This window comes from Streptomyces sp. SP17BM10, assembly GCF_036322405.1.
Classification (GTDB): domain Bacteria; phylum Actinomycetota; class Actinomycetes; order Streptomycetales; family Streptomycetaceae; genus Kitasatospora.
The window spans coordinates 46758-62192 of record NZ_JAQYXB010000684.1 but is presented as its reverse complement, the minus strand read 5'-3'; the positions used below and the strand labels follow the sequence as shown (position 1 = coordinate 62192).

11 protein-coding genes are annotated in these 15435 nt (G+C 73.4%); 7 read left to right on the top strand and 4 right to left on the bottom strand.

Translation table 11 applies throughout. The features are described 5' to 3' along the window. Positions 1-31 precede the first annotated feature (31 nt). Positions 32-907: a peptidase gene (locus tag PUR71_RS39370; protein WP_329932106.1), complete on the bottom strand. Its 876-nt coding sequence runs from the start codon at positions 905-907 to the stop codon at positions 32-34. A 2-nt stretch (positions 908-909) separates the two neighbouring features. Next, positions 910-2232: a VWA domain-containing protein gene (locus PUR71_RS39365; protein ID WP_443077759.1), complete on the bottom strand. Its 1323-nt coding sequence runs from the start codon at positions 2230-2232 to the stop codon at positions 910-912. Positions 2233-2423: 191 nt separating this feature from the next. On the opposite strand from PUR71_RS39365, the gene PUR71_RS39360 reads away from it, so the two are divergent. From PUR71_RS39360 to PUR71_RS39335, 6 genes are all read left to right on the top strand, one after another. Next, a complete protein-coding gene (locus PUR71_RS39360) occupies positions 2424-3278 on the top strand; it encodes an ATP-binding cassette domain-containing protein (protein WP_329932104.1) in 855 nt (284 codons plus the stop codon). Continuing rightward, the gene (locus tag PUR71_RS39355) at positions 3275-3955 is read left to right on the top strand and encodes an ABC transporter (RefSeq protein ID WP_329932103.1); all 681 of its coding nucleotides are present in this window, start codon (positions 3275-3277) and stop codon (positions 3953-3955) included. Before PUR71_RS39360 ends, PUR71_RS39355 begins: the two co-directional genes overlap by 4 nt. Before the next feature lie 193 nt (positions 3956-4148). Further along, positions 4149-5519 carry an FtsW/RodA/SpoVE family cell cycle protein gene (locus PUR71_RS39350; protein WP_329932102.1) on the top strand — a complete coding sequence of 457 codons (1371 nt, stop codon included), beginning with the start codon at positions 4149-4151 and terminating at the stop codon, positions 5517-5519. Between the two features lie 37 nt (positions 5520-5556). After that, complete coding sequence (locus tag PUR71_RS39345) at positions 5557-7068, top strand: penicillin-binding transpeptidase domain-containing protein (protein WP_329932101.1); 1512 nt, start codon at positions 5557-5559, stop codon at positions 7066-7068. Positions 7069-7246: 178 nt separating this feature from the next. Beyond that, the gene (locus tag PUR71_RS39340) at positions 7247-8809 is read left to right on the top strand and encodes an amino acid permease (protein WP_443077732.1); all 1563 of its coding nucleotides are present in this window, start codon (positions 7247-7249) and stop codon (positions 8807-8809) included. 160 nt (positions 8810-8969) lie between these two features. Then, on the top strand, positions 8970-10385 hold the full coding sequence (locus PUR71_RS39335; RefSeq protein ID WP_329932099.1) for a glycosyltransferase 87 family protein: 1416 nt from the start codon (positions 8970-8972) through the stop codon (positions 10383-10385). A gap of 46 nt (positions 10386-10431) precedes the next feature. Here the strand turns inward: PUR71_RS39335 and PUR71_RS39330 are convergent, their stop codons facing one another. Further along, positions 10432-12207, bottom strand: a complete 1776-nt coding sequence (locus tag PUR71_RS39330) for a penicillin-binding transpeptidase domain-containing protein (RefSeq protein ID WP_329932098.1) — start codon at positions 12205-12207, stop codon at positions 10432-10434. A gap of 191 nt (positions 12208-12398) precedes the next feature. Next, positions 12399-14261, bottom strand: a complete 1863-nt coding sequence (locus PUR71_RS39325; RefSeq protein ID WP_329932097.1) for a dolichyl-phosphate-mannose--protein mannosyltransferase — start codon at positions 14259-14261, stop codon at positions 12399-12401. A gap of 97 nt (positions 14262-14358) precedes the next feature. Between PUR71_RS39325 and rsmI the strand changes: the two genes are divergently transcribed. Continuing rightward, a complete protein-coding gene (gene rsmI / locus PUR71_RS39320) occupies positions 14359-15219 on the top strand; it encodes a 16S rRNA (cytidine(1402)-2'-O)-methyltransferase (protein WP_329932096.1) in 861 nt (286 codons plus the stop codon). Positions 15220-15435: the final 216 nt, after the last annotated feature.

Genomic DNA, 15435 nt, shown 5'->3' with positions numbered 1-15435 from the left:
TCCGGCCGGCCCCCGGGGTGCGCGATCCGCGTCAGATGCGCTGGGTGTCCGGGTACGCGCCGTGCTGGTGGCCGCCGGCCTGGGGCGGCACCGGGCCGTAGCGGCCCGGTCGGCGGCCGCGCGGGTGGCGGGTCAGGTGGAAGCCGAGGACGCCCGCGACGGCGGCCAGGGCGCCGCCGCCGATCGTCCAGTACCAGCGGCTGTTCCAGCCGGAGAACCAGCCGGTGTACCAGTGTTCCTCCGGCTGCACCGGGGCCGCCGCCTTGGCGGTGCTCGCGCCGCCGCCGGCCGGCGGGACGAGCGGCGCCTTGAGTTCGCCGCCCTCCGGCTGCGCGTTGTCGGCGTCGCCCTTGGCGGCCACGTGCAGCTGGACCGAGGCGGCGAGGCCGAGGTCCGGCTGCGGGGTGTCGGTGACCGCGAGCTTCACGTAGTACGTGCCGGGCAGCGGGTCGCCGGACCACGGCTCGGCCCAGGTGCGGACCTCGCGCAGGGTGCAGCTCAGGGCGAGCGTCGCGGTGTTCTGGTCGCCGGTCGCGTTCTGGGTGCCGGCGGTGCAGGCCTGGCGGCGGCGCAGCCCGTCGAAGACCTCGACGGCCCAGCTCTGCGGGCCGTGCCGGTCGGTGCCCGGGGGCAGGTTCACGGTCACGGAGACCGTCGGGGTCTGGCCCTCGGAGGCCCCGAACGCCCAGTACAGGTAGTCGCCGGTGGAGGCGGCGACGTTGGCGTCCTGGCCGGGGGAGAGGTTGACGGCGGTCAGGAAGGAGGTGCCGGCCTTGGTCACCGGGGCCGCGGTGCCGCTCGCGCTCGGCGAGGGGGTCGGCGAGGCGGCGGAGGCCGCCGGGGCGACCAGCGCGAGGGCGGGCAGCAGGGCGGAGGCGGCGAGCAGGCCGCGAAGAGTCCTACGCATGATCAGTTCTCCCGCCAGACGGCGATCCGCCAGCGGGCGATCCAGCCGGCCACCAGGCCGGTCAGCAGGCCGGCGCCGGTGAGGGTGAGCAGCAGGATCCAGCCGCGGCCGAGGCCCATCGCCGCGCCCTCGGGGGCGGGGGAGGAGGAGGCCAGGTCGACGGTCAGCTCCAGCGGCAGGCCGGGGTCGGCCTGGACTCCGGGCTGGGGGGCGAGCGAGTTGCTGACGACCAGGCAGACCGTGGTCGGCGGCTGCTCGCTCGGCGACGCCTTGGGCTTGGTGATGACGTAGCCCTTGGAGTCGTTCGTGGACCAGCGCAGACCGGTGGAGATCACGTCGTTGCGGCCGTTGTCCGCGTCGGTGCCGCGGACCAGTTCCTGGCCGGTCGCGCTGGTGGCCTGGAGCAGGACGCCGTAGTCCCGGGCGACGGCCCGGTCGAGCGAGACGCTGACCGAGGCGCGCAGCTCCTGGCCGGACTTGACCGGGACCTTGTAGACGCGGTGCTCGGAGAACTTCTCGCGGTCGCTGTAGACGCCGGGGGCGAGGACGGGGGCGTTCTCGCACTTTTCGGTGCCGGCGGTCTTGACCGGGTTGACGGTGTAGGTGTCGTCGCTGCGGTCGATCAGCTGCTTCACCTTGTTGGTGAGCTGGTCCTGGCTGCGGACGTCGGTGTAGGTGCCGCCGGTCGCGCTCGCGATGCAGAGCAGCTGCTGGCGGGTCTTGTCGTCGTGGGCGAGGCCGAGGGTGTCGACGACCAGGTGGATGCCCTGGGCGGCGAGTTCGCGGGCGACGTCGCACGGGTCCGGCGGGGCGCAGTCGTCCTCGCCGTCGGTGATCAGGACGATCCGGCGGGTCGCGTCGCCCTTGCCGAGGTCCTGGGCGGCGCCGCGCAGCGCCAGGCCGATCGGGGTGAAGCCGGTGGGGCGCAGGGTGGCGACCGCGGTCTTGGCCTGGACCTTGTCGGTCTTGCCGACCGGGAAGAGCTGCTTGGTGTCCTGGCAGCCGACCGTCTTGTCGGTGCCGGGGTAGGTGGCACCGAGCGTGCGGATGCCGAAGTCCGTCTCCGCGGGCAGGGCGTCGATCACCTCGTTGAGGGACTGCTGGGCCACCGAGATGCGGCTCTTGCCCTGGATGTCGGCGGCGTTCATGGAGCCGCTGACATCCAGGATCAGGTCGACCCTGGGGGCCTCCTTGGGGGCCGGGGCGCTGCCGCCCGGGGGTTCGTCGGCGTGGGCGGGCAGGCCGAGGAGCAGCGAGGCGCCCGTTATCGCCGCGGCGGCGAGCAGGCTGCCCAGCCTGGTCGTTGGTCGTCGTCGTCCGGTAATCACGCGGCCGATCCTAGGGATCATCAGTTCGCCATGGCCAAACGAGTCCGCAGCGTGGCGGTGGTGCGCCCGCGCGTGAACTCCCGCGCGCGGGCGGGGGTTCACGGGCGCCGGGCTCACGCGGCGCTTATGCGCGGTGGTTAGCCTTCCGTGCGTACGGTTCGCACGGGCCGGTCGGCGAAGGGGGCGCGGTGGAGCTGGCGGGCGTGGGGAAGCGGTACGGGCGGGGCGGGAGGTGGGTCCTGCGCGGGGTCGATCTGGCCGTCCGGCCGGGTGAGTTGGTGCGGATCGCGGGGGCGAACGGGACGGGCAAGTCGACGCTGCTCAGGCTCGTCGCGGGGATCGAGCGGCCGAGCGCGGGGCGGGTGGTGCGGCCGGGGCCGGTGGCGTACGTACCGGAACGGTTCCCGCCGGCGCTGCCGTTCGACGCGGCCTCCTACCTGCTGCGGGTCGGCTGGGTGCACGGACTGACGGACGCGCGGGCGCGGCGCGGGGCGCAGGAGTGGCTCGACCGGTTCGGCATCGCGGACCGGGCGGGCACGCCGCTGAGCAGGCTATCGAAGGGCACCTGCCAGAAGGTCGCGGTCGCGCAGGCGCTGCTGCCCGGCGCGCGGGTGCTGCTCCTGGACGAGGCCTGGACGGGGCTCGACCCGGCGGCCCGGACGGTGCTGGACGAGGCCGCCGCCGAGCGGGCGGCGGGCGGCGGCGCGGTGCTGTTCGTCGATCACGACCCGGCGCGGCTGGCCGGACTGACCACGGCCGCCTACCGGGTCGGCGCGGACGGCGGGCTGCGGCCCGCGGAGGAGCAGGTCGTGCCGGCGGACGGCCCGCCGGTGGACGTGAACGTGGAGGTGGACGTGGACGTCCTGGACGGCGGCCCGCTGCCCGCGTGGCTACCGGGCGCCCCGGAGCTCACCGCGCTGGAAGGGACGGCGGTGCGGCTCACGGTGGCGGCGGCGCATTCGGACGCGCTGCTGCGCCGCCTGCTGACCGGCCGTCCGGCCGTGAGCGTGCTGGCCGTCCGGCGGCGGGAGGGGAAGCGGTGAGGCAGGTCGGGGCGCTGACCCGGTACCACCTGGAGCTGCTGCTGCGCGGGCACGGGTGGCTGCCGCCGTTCCTCGCATATGCGCTGCTGCTCGTGCTGGGCGTGACGGCGGGCGATCCACTGCTGGGCGGGCTGGGCTACGGCGCGGGCGTGCTGCTGCCGGTCAGCGCGTGGTACGTCCGCAGTGCGCTGAACGCCGAGCCGCCGGCGTCGCGGGCGTGTCTGGTGGCGGCGGCGGGGCCGGCCAGGGTCCAGCTGGGTGGGCTGCTGGCGGCGTTGACGGTCGGTCTGGTGCTGGCCGTGGCGCAGGTGGCCGGGCTCTGGTTCGTGAGCGGGCCGGTCGCCAACCCGAAGGCGGACCAGCCGCCGGTGGGGGTGTCGCTGCTGGCCGGACTGCTGGCCTCGGTGGTCTCCGTGCTGCTGGGGGTGCTGGTCGGGGCGCTGTGCAACCGGCCGGTGCTCGCGCGGGCGCAGTACGGGATCCCGCTGGCGCTGGCGCTCGCGACGGCGGTGCTGGTGGCGCCCGGTTCGCCGGCGAACGCGGCGGTGAGCGCTCTGGTCGCCGCCGACCGCTCCGGGAGGGTCGGACCGCCCTGGTTCGCGCTGTCGGCGGCCGCCGCGCTGCTGGCGGCGGTCGCGGCGGGTTCGGCGGCGCTGGCGGGGCGGCGGCCGGAGTGAGCGGTCGGGCGCGGACTCCGGGGACCCGGGACAATCACTGACACACCGTGAAGAAGAGCCGATACATGGGGATAGCGCTCGTTAGGGTGACGATTCGGGGCGCGGGCGCCTGCCGCTCCCCGGCACGTCCGACGCGCGGGAAGGACCCGCCTTGCGCACCCACCCAGGACGGTCCGTGGCGACACCCTCCGCCGTGACCAGAACCGCCGCCCGGCCTCCCCGCCCGGTGGCGACCCGGCGCACCACCGAGCTCGTGCTGGTGCTCGCCGCGGTGCTGATCGCCGTGTTCGGCTACGTCGAGGTCGGCGTCAACCTGGACGGCGCGGTGCCCGCCGACACCGCGGGCTACGGCACCGCGCTCGGCGTGCTCGCCCTGCTGGCGCACGCCGTCGTCCGGTGGCGGGCGCGGTACGCGGACCCGCTGCTGCTGCCGGTCGCGGTGCTGCTCAACGGGATCGGGCTGGTGGCGATCTACCGGCTGGACCGGGCGACCTCCGGCCCGGGCGCGGCCTCCACGCAGCTCCTGTGGTCCGCCCTCGGGGTGGCCCTGTTCGGCGCGGTGGTCCTGCTGGTGCGCGACCACCGGCGGCTGCGGCGGTACGCCTACGTGGGCGCGCTCGCGGCGCTCGTCCTCCTGGTGCTGCCGATCCTCTTCCCGCCGGTGTACGGCTCCCGGATCTGGATCGTCGTCGGGCCGCTCTCCTTCCAGCCGGGGGAGTTCGCCAAGGTCCTCCTGGCGGTCTTCTTCGCCGCGTACCTGGCCGTGCACCGGGACGCCCTCGCGCTCACCGGGCGGCGGGTCTGGCGCTGGCAGCTGCCGCGCGGGCGGGTGCTCGGTCCGGTGCTGCTGATCTGGGCCGCGTCCGTCGGCGTCCTGGTGCTGGAGACCGACCTCGGGACGTCGCTGCTGTACTTCGGGCTGTTCGTCGTGATGCTCTACGTCGCCACCGCGCGCACCGGGTGGATCGCGATCGGGCTCGGCCTCGCGGCGGCCGGCGCGGTGGTGGTGGGCTCCGTCGAGACCCACGTGCACAGCCGGGTGGCGGACTGGCTGGACCCGCTCGGCTCGATCGCGGCCGGCAAGGGGGCCAACCAGATCGCCCAGTCGCTGTTCGCCTTCGCGTGGGGCGGGGAGCTCGGGACGGGCCTGGGCAACGGGCACTCGGTGCTGATCGGCTTCGCCGCCAAGTCCGACTTCATCCTCGCGACGATCGGCGAGGAGCTCGGCCTGACCGGGCTGGTCGCCGTGTTCCTGCTGTACGCGCTGCTGGTCTCGCGCGGGTTCCGGGCGGGCATCGCGCTGCGCGACCCGTTCGGTCGGCTGCTGGCGATCGGGCTGGCGTCGATCGTCGGCCTGCAGGTGTTCGTGGTGGCGGGCGGGGTGCTCGCGCTGATCCCGCTGACGGGGATGACGCTGCCGTTCGTCGCCCAGGGCGGCTCGTCGGTGGTCACCAACTGGATCATCGTGGCGCTGCTCGTGCGCATGAGCGAGCGCAGCGAGCGAATCAAGGTCGGGTGCGTGTGTCGCGAAGCGGCCGGTGAGCGACGCGAGGCGGACGCATGAGCGATGTCGCGCTCCGGCCCGCTCCGGGGGAGGCCTGATGGCGCGCTTCGGGCCGGTCAGGGGGAACGGGCCGCAGGGGCTCCCGGGGATCTCGGTCACCGGCCGCCGCGCCGGCACGTTCTGTCTGCTGCTCATCGCCGCGCTGTGCGTCCAGGCCACCCGGGTGCAGGTCTTCGAGGCGAAGGACCTCGACCACAACGGCGCCAACCAGCGGCTCACGGTCGAGCGCTACGGGCAGCCGCGCGGGAACATCCTGGTCGGCGCGGCGACCGTCACCGGTTCGGCGCCCACCGGCGGCCGCTTCGCGTACAAGCGCACCTACGGCGACGGCCCGACGTACGCGGCCGTCACCGGCTTCGCCTCGCAGGCGTACGGCAACACGCAGTTGGAGGGGATCGAGGACGACCTGCTCACCGGGACGGACAGCCGGCTGGCCGGCTGGGCGGTCTGGGACGCGGTCGCGCGCCGGCAGAACCCCGGCGGGGACGTCTACACCACCCTCGACCGGGCGGCCCAGGAGGCGGCGATGCGCGGGCTCGGCGCGCAGAAGGGCGCGGTCGCCGCGATCGAGCCCGCCACCGGGCGGATCCTGGCGCTGGCCAGCACGCCCTCCTACGACCCGGGGAGCTTCGCCGGGTCCACCTCGGCCGACCAGACGGCCTGGAACCGGCTGCAGGCCGACAGCGGTCAGCCGATGCTCAACCGGGCGCTGCGCCAGACCTACCCGCCCGGCTCGGCCTTCAAGGTGGTGACGGCCGCCGCCGCGCTCGCCGGCGGGACCGTCACCGACATCAACGCGCCCACCGGCGCGCCCTTCCCGTACGTCCTGCCGGGGACGACCACGCCGCTGGTCAACGACACCGGTGCCTGCGACCGGCCAGGGCAGTCGCTGGACACCGCGATGACGTACAGCTGCAACAGCGTCCTCGGCTACCTCGGCGTGCGCACCGGGCTGGACGCGATGGTGGCGATGGCGGGGAGCTTCGGCTTCAACGACGCCAGGCTCGACATGCCGGTGCGGCCCTCGCGCTCGAACTTCGACACGACGATGAACGACTCGCAGCTGGCGCTCTCCTCGATCGGGCAGTTCGACACCGCCGCGACCCCGCTGGTGATGGCGATGGTCGCGGCCGGCGTCGCCAATGACGGGACCGTGATGCGTCCACAGCTTGTGGACAAGCTGACGAAGGGCGACGGGACGGTGGTGCAGCTGATGAGGCCGACCGTCTACAAGCGGGCGATGGAGCCCGGGGTCGCCGCGCAGGTGCAGCGGCTCATGACGGACGTCGTGGACAACGGCACCGGGAAGAACGCCCGGATCCCGGGTGCGGTGGTCGGCGGGAAGACCGGCACCGCCGAGCACGGCGTGGACAACAGCGGGACCCCGTACGCGTGGTTCGTGTCGTGGGCCAAGCCCGCCGGATCGGACCGGGTGCCGCCGGTCGCCGTCGCCGTGGTGGTCGCGGACAGTGATGCCACGGACGTGACCGGTGGCGGGCTCGCGGCGCCGATCGCCCGCTCGGTCATGCAGGCCGTCCTCGGGCGGTGACCGGGCCGACGCCCCTGAGCTGCGGCGTTACCTCGCCGCGGAGAGGTCCGCCGTCTACGAAGCGTCCGGTTTGTCCTTGTCCATTCGACAGTTCGTATAATGCGGAACCTCGGACTGTTCGTTTGCGACACTGGTGCATTCGCGCGGTACTGTCCCATCTTTGTTCGGTTGGTCCCCGATGACACCCCGTATCGCACCTGGTGACCGACCGCTAGGACACCCTCCCTCGCCTAGAAAGACCGCGGTTTTGGCCAGCAACTCCCTTGGTGCGCGTCTGCTGCGACGCAAGCCCGTGTCGACACTGATCGCCGAGAGCGAGGGCCGGGACAGCCTCCCGGCCGGCGCGCCGGAGGAGGGCGGACGCTCCGGCATCCACCTCCGCCGCTCCATCGGGCTCTGGCAGCTGTCGTCGATCGGCATCGGCGCCACCATCGGCACCGGCATCTTCTTCGTGCTCAACACCGCGGTGCCCTCGGCCGGACCGGCCGTCATCCTGTCCTTCGTCATCGCCGCCGTCACGGCGGGCCTCACGGCGCTGTGCTACGCCGAGATGGCCTCCGCGATCCCGGTCTCCGGCTCGTCCTACTCCTACGCCTACGCCACCCTCGGCGAGGGCGTCGCCTTCGGCGTCGGCATCTGCCTGCTGATGGAGTACGGCGTGTCCGCCTCCGCGATCGCGGTGAGCTGGGCCGAGTACCTCGACAAGTTCCTCGACCTGGCGTTCGGGGTCAAGATCCCCGAGCAGCTGGCGGGCGCGCCGGACAGCACCCACTGGTTCAACCTGCCGGCGCTGCTGCTGGTCGCCATGGTCTGCTTCCTGCTGATCCGCGGCGTCAGCGAGTCGGTGAAGGTCAACGCGGCGATGGTCGCGATCAAGATCCTCATCCTGGTGCTGTTCATCGGTGTCGCGCTCACCGGCTTCCACTCCGGCAACCTGACCCCGTTCATGCCGCTCGGCGTCGGCGGCGTGCAGGTCGCGGCGTCCAGCATCTTCTTCTCGTTCATCGGCCTGGACGCCGTGTCCACCGCCGGCGAGGAGGTCAAGAACCCCCGCCGCACCCTGCCGTTGGCGATCATCATCTCGCTGGTGGTGGTGACCCTGCTCTACATCCTGGTCGCGCTGGCCGGCATCGGCGCCCAGCCGTGGCAGAAGTTCGACGGCCAGGAGGCCGGGCTCGCCCAGATCCTCCAGGACATCACCGGCCAGAGCTGGCCCGCGATGGTCTTCGCGGTCGGCGCGATCCTCTCGATCTTCAGCATCACCCTCGTGGTGATCTACGGCCAGACCCGCATCCTGTACTCGATGGGCCGCGACGGCATGCTGCCCAAGCGCTTCGCCGAGCTCTCGCCGCGCACCGGCACCCCGGTCTGGAACACGATCGTGGTCGGCGTCGGCGTGGGTGCGCTCGCCGCGTTCGTCCCGCTCAACATCCTGGCCGACATCACCAGCCTCGGGACGCTCATCGCCTTCTCGGTCGTCTCGGTGGGCGTCATCGTCCTGCGCCGCACCCAGCCCGATCTGCCGCGCGGCTTCAAGGTGCCCGGCTACCCGGTCGTGCCGCTGCTCAGCGTCGGCTTCTGCGGCTACCTGATCACCGGCCTGCACGCCGACACCTTCCGCGCCGGGGCGATCGCCCTCGCCGTCGCCGTGGTCGTGTACTTCGGCTACAGCATCAAGCACTCCAAGCTGGAGCGTGGAGCGCAGCAGCAGGCCGCCCCGGTGGACAGTCACACCGGCTGATCCGTCTCGCGCTCCGGATCCGGCGCCGGTCACCGCCTGTTGCTACGGATGCGAAGGGTCGCCCGGTGGTACGACACCTGGCGACTCTTCGCGCGTAGATCGCGACTCTCCGTCGATCCCGGTGACGACAGGGCGGGGCTCCCACCCATAACCTTCCACCATGGTGAGCACCCGCACGCCCGGCTTCTCCCGCCCGCGCGGCCGCTTCACCGGCCGTTCCAGAACGCCGGTCCCCCAGCCGGTCGGACCGCCCTCCCGGCCCGACCGCCCCCTGCGCGGCCTGGCGTTCAGGGCCGTCCCCCGCCAGCGCCGCGAGAACACGTTCCCGCCCACGGCCGCGCGGAACGACCCCGCCCGGCTCGCCTCCCTGCGCAGCGTCCAGCTGCTCGGCTGCGCCGTCGCGGCCGGCTGGGCGGCGGCCTTCCCACTCGTCTCCGACCTGCCCAACCAGCGCGTCTGGGGCATGATCGCGGCCCCCGCCTACGCCCTGGCCGGGCTGCTCTGCCTGGTCCTGCCCCGTCGGTTCGCGGCCCGCTCCGCCGCGGCGGTGGCCCTGCTCGGGGCCGTCGTCGTGCCGCTCGCGCTCCTCGCCGTCCAGGGCCGCCACCAGTCCGAGGTGATGGTGGTCGAGCGCTCGGCCCACCTGCTGCTCACCACGGGCAGCGCCTACCTGCAGCACCCCGTCGTGGTCACGGACTACAACCCGTACCTGCCGGCGATGTCCCTGTTCGGGATGCCCCGCCAGCTGCTCGGCAGCGGCGACGCCTTCACCCGGGTCGCCGGGGACGCCCGGATCTGGTTCGCCCTCACCTTCTTCGCGTGCCTGCTGGCCAGCTGGCGCCTGCTGCGGCCCTCCCGGGACCGCGCCCCGCTGCTGCCGCTCGCGGTGCTCACCGCCTCGCCGCTGATAGCGCTCGCCCTCGCCGTCGGCGGCGTCGACCTGCCGCTGATCGGCGTCTGCTGCCTGGCCATGGCGCTCGCCGAGCGCGACCGCACCGTCGGCGCGGGGCTCGTCCTCGCCCTCGCCTGCACCCTCAAGTGGACGGCCTGGCCCGCGCTGCCCGTCGCCGTCCTGCTGCTGTGGCGGCTGTACGGGCGGCGCCCGGCGGCCCGGACCGGGCTGATCGCGGTCGGCACGAGCCTGGCCGTGCTGCTGCCGTCCGTGCTGACCAAGGCGGCCGAGCTGCGCGAGCAGGTGGTGCTCTTCCCGCTCGGGATGACCGCCATCCGCACCCCGGCCGGCAGCCCGCTGCCGGGCAAGGTGCTGGCCGGCTTCGGGCCGACCGGGCACACCGTCTCGCTGACGCTGATGACCATCGGCGGCGTCGCGGTGGCGATCTGGCTGCTGGCCCGGCCGCCGGTGTCCGCGACCGGCGCCGCCGACCTGCTGGCCGCGGGGCTCGCGATCGCCTTCATGCTGGCCCCGGCCGGTCGCTTCGGGTACCTCGCGCTGCCGGCCGTGCTGGTGATCTGGCCCCGGCTCGCCGCCCGGCGGTGGAGCAACCGGCCGGCTGCCGTGGCCCGCAGGCGCCAGGACCGGCCGGAACGGCCGGAGCCCGCTCTGCCGAGGGGCTGAGCGGGCTCCGGGGGCGCGTTCCGGCGGGCGTTCCGGTGGGTGACGCCTACCGGTTGCCGAAGGGCTTGAGCAGCGAGGCGACGGCCGGACCGGCCGCGTCGACGCCGTGGCCGCCGCCCTGCACCTCGGCCGCGACCGCGATGTTGCCGCGGTAGGCGGTGAACCAGCTGTTGGTGGTGGCCGCGCCGGCGACCTCGGCGGAGCCGGTCTTGGCGCCCGCGTTGTCGGTGATCCCGGCCATCACGGCCTGGGCCGTGCCGCCGGTGGCGGTGGCGTTCATCATCGCGCGCAGCTTGCCGGCGACGTCCGGCGAGATCTGGCGGGCGGCCGGCTGCTGCGGCAGGCCGGCGACCAGGATCGGCTGCTTGAACGCGCCGCTCTGCACGGTCGCCGTGATCGAGGCGATCGCCAGCGGGTTCATCTGGACCTTGCCCTGGCCGATGTAGTTCATCGCCTGCTCGTCCTTGCTGCCCGGGGTGGCCGGGATCCTGCCGTCCGAGTTCGGCAGGCCGGTCTTCCATTCCAGGCCGACGCCGTAGACGTCCTTGGCGGTGGCCGCGAGCGTCTCGGGCTTCAGGCTGGTCAGGCCCTGGTTGATGAAGGCGGTGTTGCAGGAGACCTTGAAGTCGTCCTGGAGCGTGTTGTTCGGGAAGGCGCCCGGGAAGTCGTTCGGGATCGCCACCGGGTTGCTGCTCTTCTCCGGGCAGGCCACCGTCGAGTCCGGGTTGATCCCGGCCTCCAGCAGCGCCGTCGAAGTGACGATCTTCATCGTCGAGCCGGGCGCGAGCAGGCCCAGGAACGCCCGGTTCTGGCCGTTGGCCGGCGAGTTGGCGAAGGCCAGCACCTGACCGGTGCTCGGCTCGATCGCGACGATGGAGCCCGGCTTGCCGCCCAGGTCGGTCATCGCCTTCTCGGCGGCGGCCTGGATCGCGTTGTCGATCGTCACCTTGAACGGCTTGCCGGGCTTGGGCTCGACGATCGTGAACAGCTTGTCCGGGGTGGTCTTGCCGGCCGGGTCGCTGATGACGACCGCGCTGCCCGCGTCCTGGTCCTTGGTCGGGTCCGGCGGCAGCAGCTTGCGGGCGGTGTCCTGCAGGGAGTTCATCAGCGCCGGGGTGAGCGAGGCGCCCTGCAGCGACTTGCCGTTGCGGTCCACGACGGTGGACGGCGGGGCGAAGACCTGCTGGGTGGAGATCGTCTCGTTCCCGGACAGGTGCGGGTGGATCACGCTCGGCGCCCAGTGCACGGCCGGGGTGTCGTCGCTCATCTTCACGACGCTGAGGAAGCCGTTGTAGTCCCAGACCCGGGCGGTGCCCTCGAACTCGGCGCGCGCCTTGAAACCCATCAGCACCCCGGAGGGCGCGGGAGTGGCCGCGGCGGACGGCGAGTCGCTCGCGCCCGGCGTGCCCGCGGACGAGGGGGTCGCGGACGCGGAGGGCGCGCCGGTCGGCTTGGCCGGGGTGGGGGTGCCGGTGGCCGAGGCGAAGGCCTGCGGGGTGGCCGGGCCGGACGGGGTCAGCGTCAGCGCGCTCGGCTTGACCTGGTCCTTGAAGGCGGTCAGCGCGGTCGTGGCCGCGTTCGGGTCGTCGGTCAGCGAGGCGGCCTTGGCGACGTCGCCGGCCGCCCAGGCCGCCAGGAAGTCCTTGGCGCCGTTGGCCGCCTGGTCCGCGGAGGGGGGCTCGGCAACCACCGTGCGGGGCTTCTTGGCCCCGGAGGACCCGTCGCCCGAGCCGCCCATCAGGCTGTAGGCGCCGTAGCCGCCGCCCGCGAGCACGGCGAGGGACACGCCGGTGATGATGCCGATATTCGCGCCTTTGCGCATGGTGCTGCTCCCCCAAGGGTCTGGCGACTAACGCGGTATTGACCCCCCACCCTAGGCAGACCGACTCGGTGCGCCGACGAAACGCCCGGGACTTGTGACGGTTCTGGTACGTGTCGAACACCGCATGCGTACCATCCGTGCACCCGCGGCCGGAGCCGGGGCGCGGCGCGCCGGTCCGGCCCCGAGCCGGTTCAGATCCAGCTGTTGAACCACATCCGCTGACGCCAGTCGTCCATCGGGATCGTCTGCCCGGAGAACAGCGGGAAGAAGAACAGGAAGTTCCAGACGATCAGCAGGACCAGCAGGCCGGCCGAGGTCCCGCCGATGATCCGGCGCTCCCGGGAGGCGCCCGGCGGCCCGATCATCGCGCCGAGCATCATCGTCACCGCGAGCACCAGGAACGGGACGAAGGCGACCGCGTAGAACAGGAAGATCGTCCGCTGCTGGTACTCGAACCAGGGCAGGTAGCCGGCCGCCAGGCCGCACAGCACGGCGCCGGCCCGCCAGTCCCGTCGGGCCGCCCAGCGCCACAGGCAGTACACCAGGGCGATGCAGCCGGCCCACCACAGCAGCGGGGTGCCGAGGCCGAGCACCTCGCGCGCGCACTCGGCCGCGGTGCAGCCGTCCTGGCCCGTCTTCGGGGACTCGTAGTAGAAGGAGACCGGCCGGCCGAGGACCAGCCAGCTCCACGGGTTGGACTGGTAGGTGTGCGGGTCGGTCAGGTGGGTGTGGAAGTCGTACACCGTGGAGTGGTAGTGCCACAGGGCGCGCAGGCCCTCCGGGATCCACGGGTAGTCGGTGCTCCGGCCGGCCGCCCAGTCGCGGCCCCAGCCGCCCTGGCCGGGCGCGTCGCTGCTGGCGAACCAGCCCCACCAGGACGTGATGTAGACGCCCAGCGCGACCACGACGATCGAGACGAAAGCGGGCAGGGCGTCCCGGGTGAGCGCTGCCAGGTAGGGACGCGGGGCCCCGGCCGTGCGGCGGGCGCCCGCGTCCCAGAGGACGGTCATCAGGCCGAAGGCGGCGGCGACGTACAGGCCGCTCCACTTGGTCGCGCAGGTCAGGCCGACGCAGACGCCGGCCGCGATCCGGTACGGGCGCCAGCCCAGGCGCACCCGCTGGGCGAGCGCGGCGTTCGCGACCCCGTCGAGCCGGGCGGCCAGCAGCGCCCTGGTGCGGTCCCGGTCCAGGACCAGGAAGCCGAACGCGGCGAGGATCCAGAACATCACCACGAGGTCCAGCAGGGCCGAGCGGCTCAGCACGAAGTGCAGGCCGTCCACCGAGAGCAGCAGCCCGGCCACGCAGCCCAGCAGCGTGGAGCGGAACAGGCGGCGGGCGATCCGGGCGATCATCAGCACGGACACCGTGCCGAGCAGGGCCACCGCGAAGCGCCAGCCGAAGGGGTTCATCCCGAACAGCCACTCGCCGAAGCCGATGATCCACTTGCCCACCGGCGGGTGGACGACGTAGCCGGCCATCGGACGGTAGGGGGCCGTCCCGTCCTTCATGATCTGGTCGTTGGCGCCGTCCGGCCAGTTGATCTCGTAGCCGCCGTGCCAGAGCGCGTACGCGTCCTTGGCGTAGTACGTCTCGTCGAAGATGATCGCGTGCGGCTGCCCCAGGTCGGTGAACCGCAGGACTGCGGCGAAGACCGCGACGGCGACCGGACCGAGCCAACCCGACCAGCGGCACAGGAACGCCCACAGGACCGGGGGCACCGGGATGCCCAGGCGCAGCAGCAGCGGGGACGGCGGGACCTCGTCCGGCGTCACCCCGGGGCCGTCCGGCATCGGCGGCGCCAGGCGCTCGGCCAGCGGTGCGGCCGGTCGCGGGGCGTAGCCGAAACCGGCCAGGCGCCGGCGCCAGTCGGCGGGCGCGGCGTCGGGAGAACCGGCGCGGGGGCCGGCGGGAGGGTCAGAGGGAGGGGCGGCCACCGGCGGGCGCGGGGCCGGGACGGCGGGCACGGAACCGGACGGCTGGTCCGTCGCGCCGAGGCCACCCGGTGTGCTGCGGTCTCTACCAGTGGGCGTCTGCGCCGCCGTGTCGCCGTTCATCCGCCACATCGTAGGGGCGCGGTCCTATCGTCGGACCGGCCCCTCGGAAGCTGCCCGAATCGTCACCATAAGCACGCGGGCTGCAAGGATGGGGCCCGTGACAGGAGTACTCGTTCTCGCAGGCACCCCCATCGGCGACGTCTCGGACGCCCCGCCCCGGCTGCTCACCGAACTCTCGACCGCGGACGTGATCGCGGCCGAGGACACCCGGCGGCTGCGCCGGCTGACCCAGGCGCTCGGGGTGGCCCCCGCCGGGCGGGTGGTCTCCTACTTCGAGGGCAACGAGGTCGGCCGCACCCCCGAACTCGTCGAGGCGCTGCTCGGCGGCGCCCGGGTACTGCTGGTCACGGACGCCGGGATGCCGTCCGTGTCGGACCCCGGCTACCGGCTCGTCGCCGCGGCCGTCGCGGCCGGCGTCAAGGTCACCGCGGTGCCGGGGCCGTCCGCGGTGCTCACCGCGCTCGCGCTGTCCGGGCTGCCCGTCGACCGCTTCACCTTCGAGGGCTTCCTGCCCCGCAAGACCGGCGACCGGGCCCGCCAGCTCGCCTCGATCGCCGCCGAACCGCGCACGATGGTCTTCTTCGAGGCGCCGCACCGGATCGCCGAGGCGCTCGCGGCGATGGCGCAGGCCTTCGGGCCCGAGCGGCCGGCGGCGGTGTGCCGGGAGCTGACCAAGACCTACGAGGAGGTCAAGCGCGGCCCGATCGGCGAGCTGGCCGCCTGGGCGGCCGAGGGCGTCAAGGGCGAGATCACCGTGGTCGTCGCCGGGGCCCCGCCGGCCGCGCCGCAGGAGCTCACTCCGGCCGAGCTGGCCCGCCTGGTCGCCGTCCGCGAGGAGGCCGGTGAGCACCGCAAGGAGGCCATCGCGGCCGTCGCGGCGGAGCTGGCGCTGCCCAAGCGGGAGGTGTTCGACGCCGTCGTCGCGGCCAAGAAGGACGGCGCCGGGGCCGGGAAGTAGCGGCCCGGCGCACGAGGGCTTGATAAGCCGGTGAATTCCGGGGGTTGCGTGGCGGGCGGTGCGTCGTACCTTGGAGTGAAGGCCCCGGTAAACGCCAACTGAGCTGAAGTTTTGGCCGCGGTTTCCGCAGCGGATCCGACCTTTCGTCTAGGGATCCCCAACCCGCATCCAAGTCTTCACAAGCAGGGCATCGCCAGGGGAGGTCCGGGCATTTCC

Coding starts and splice junctions, on each gene's coding strand:
- PUR71_RS39325 (WP_329932097.1), bottom strand. CDS start 14,261: ATGAACGGCGACACGGCGGCGCAGACGCCCACTGGTAGAGACCGCAGC.
- PUR71_RS39340 (WP_443077732.1), top strand. CDS start 7,247: ATGACACCCCGTATCGCACCTGGTGACCGACCGCTAGGACACCCTCCC.
- PUR71_RS39330 (WP_329932098.1), bottom strand. CDS start 12,207: ATGCGCAAAGGCGCGAATATCGGCATCATCACCGGCGTGTCCCTCGCC.
- PUR71_RS39335 (WP_329932099.1), top strand. CDS start 8,970: ATGGTGAGCACCCGCACGCCCGGCTTCTCCCGCCCGCGCGGCCGCTTC.
- PUR71_RS39345 (WP_329932101.1), top strand. CDS start 5,557: ATGGCGCGCTTCGGGCCGGTCAGGGGGAACGGGCCGCAGGGGCTCCCG.
- PUR71_RS39370 (WP_329932106.1), bottom strand. CDS start 907: ATGCGTAGGACTCTTCGCGGCCTGCTCGCCGCCTCCGCCCTGCTGCCC.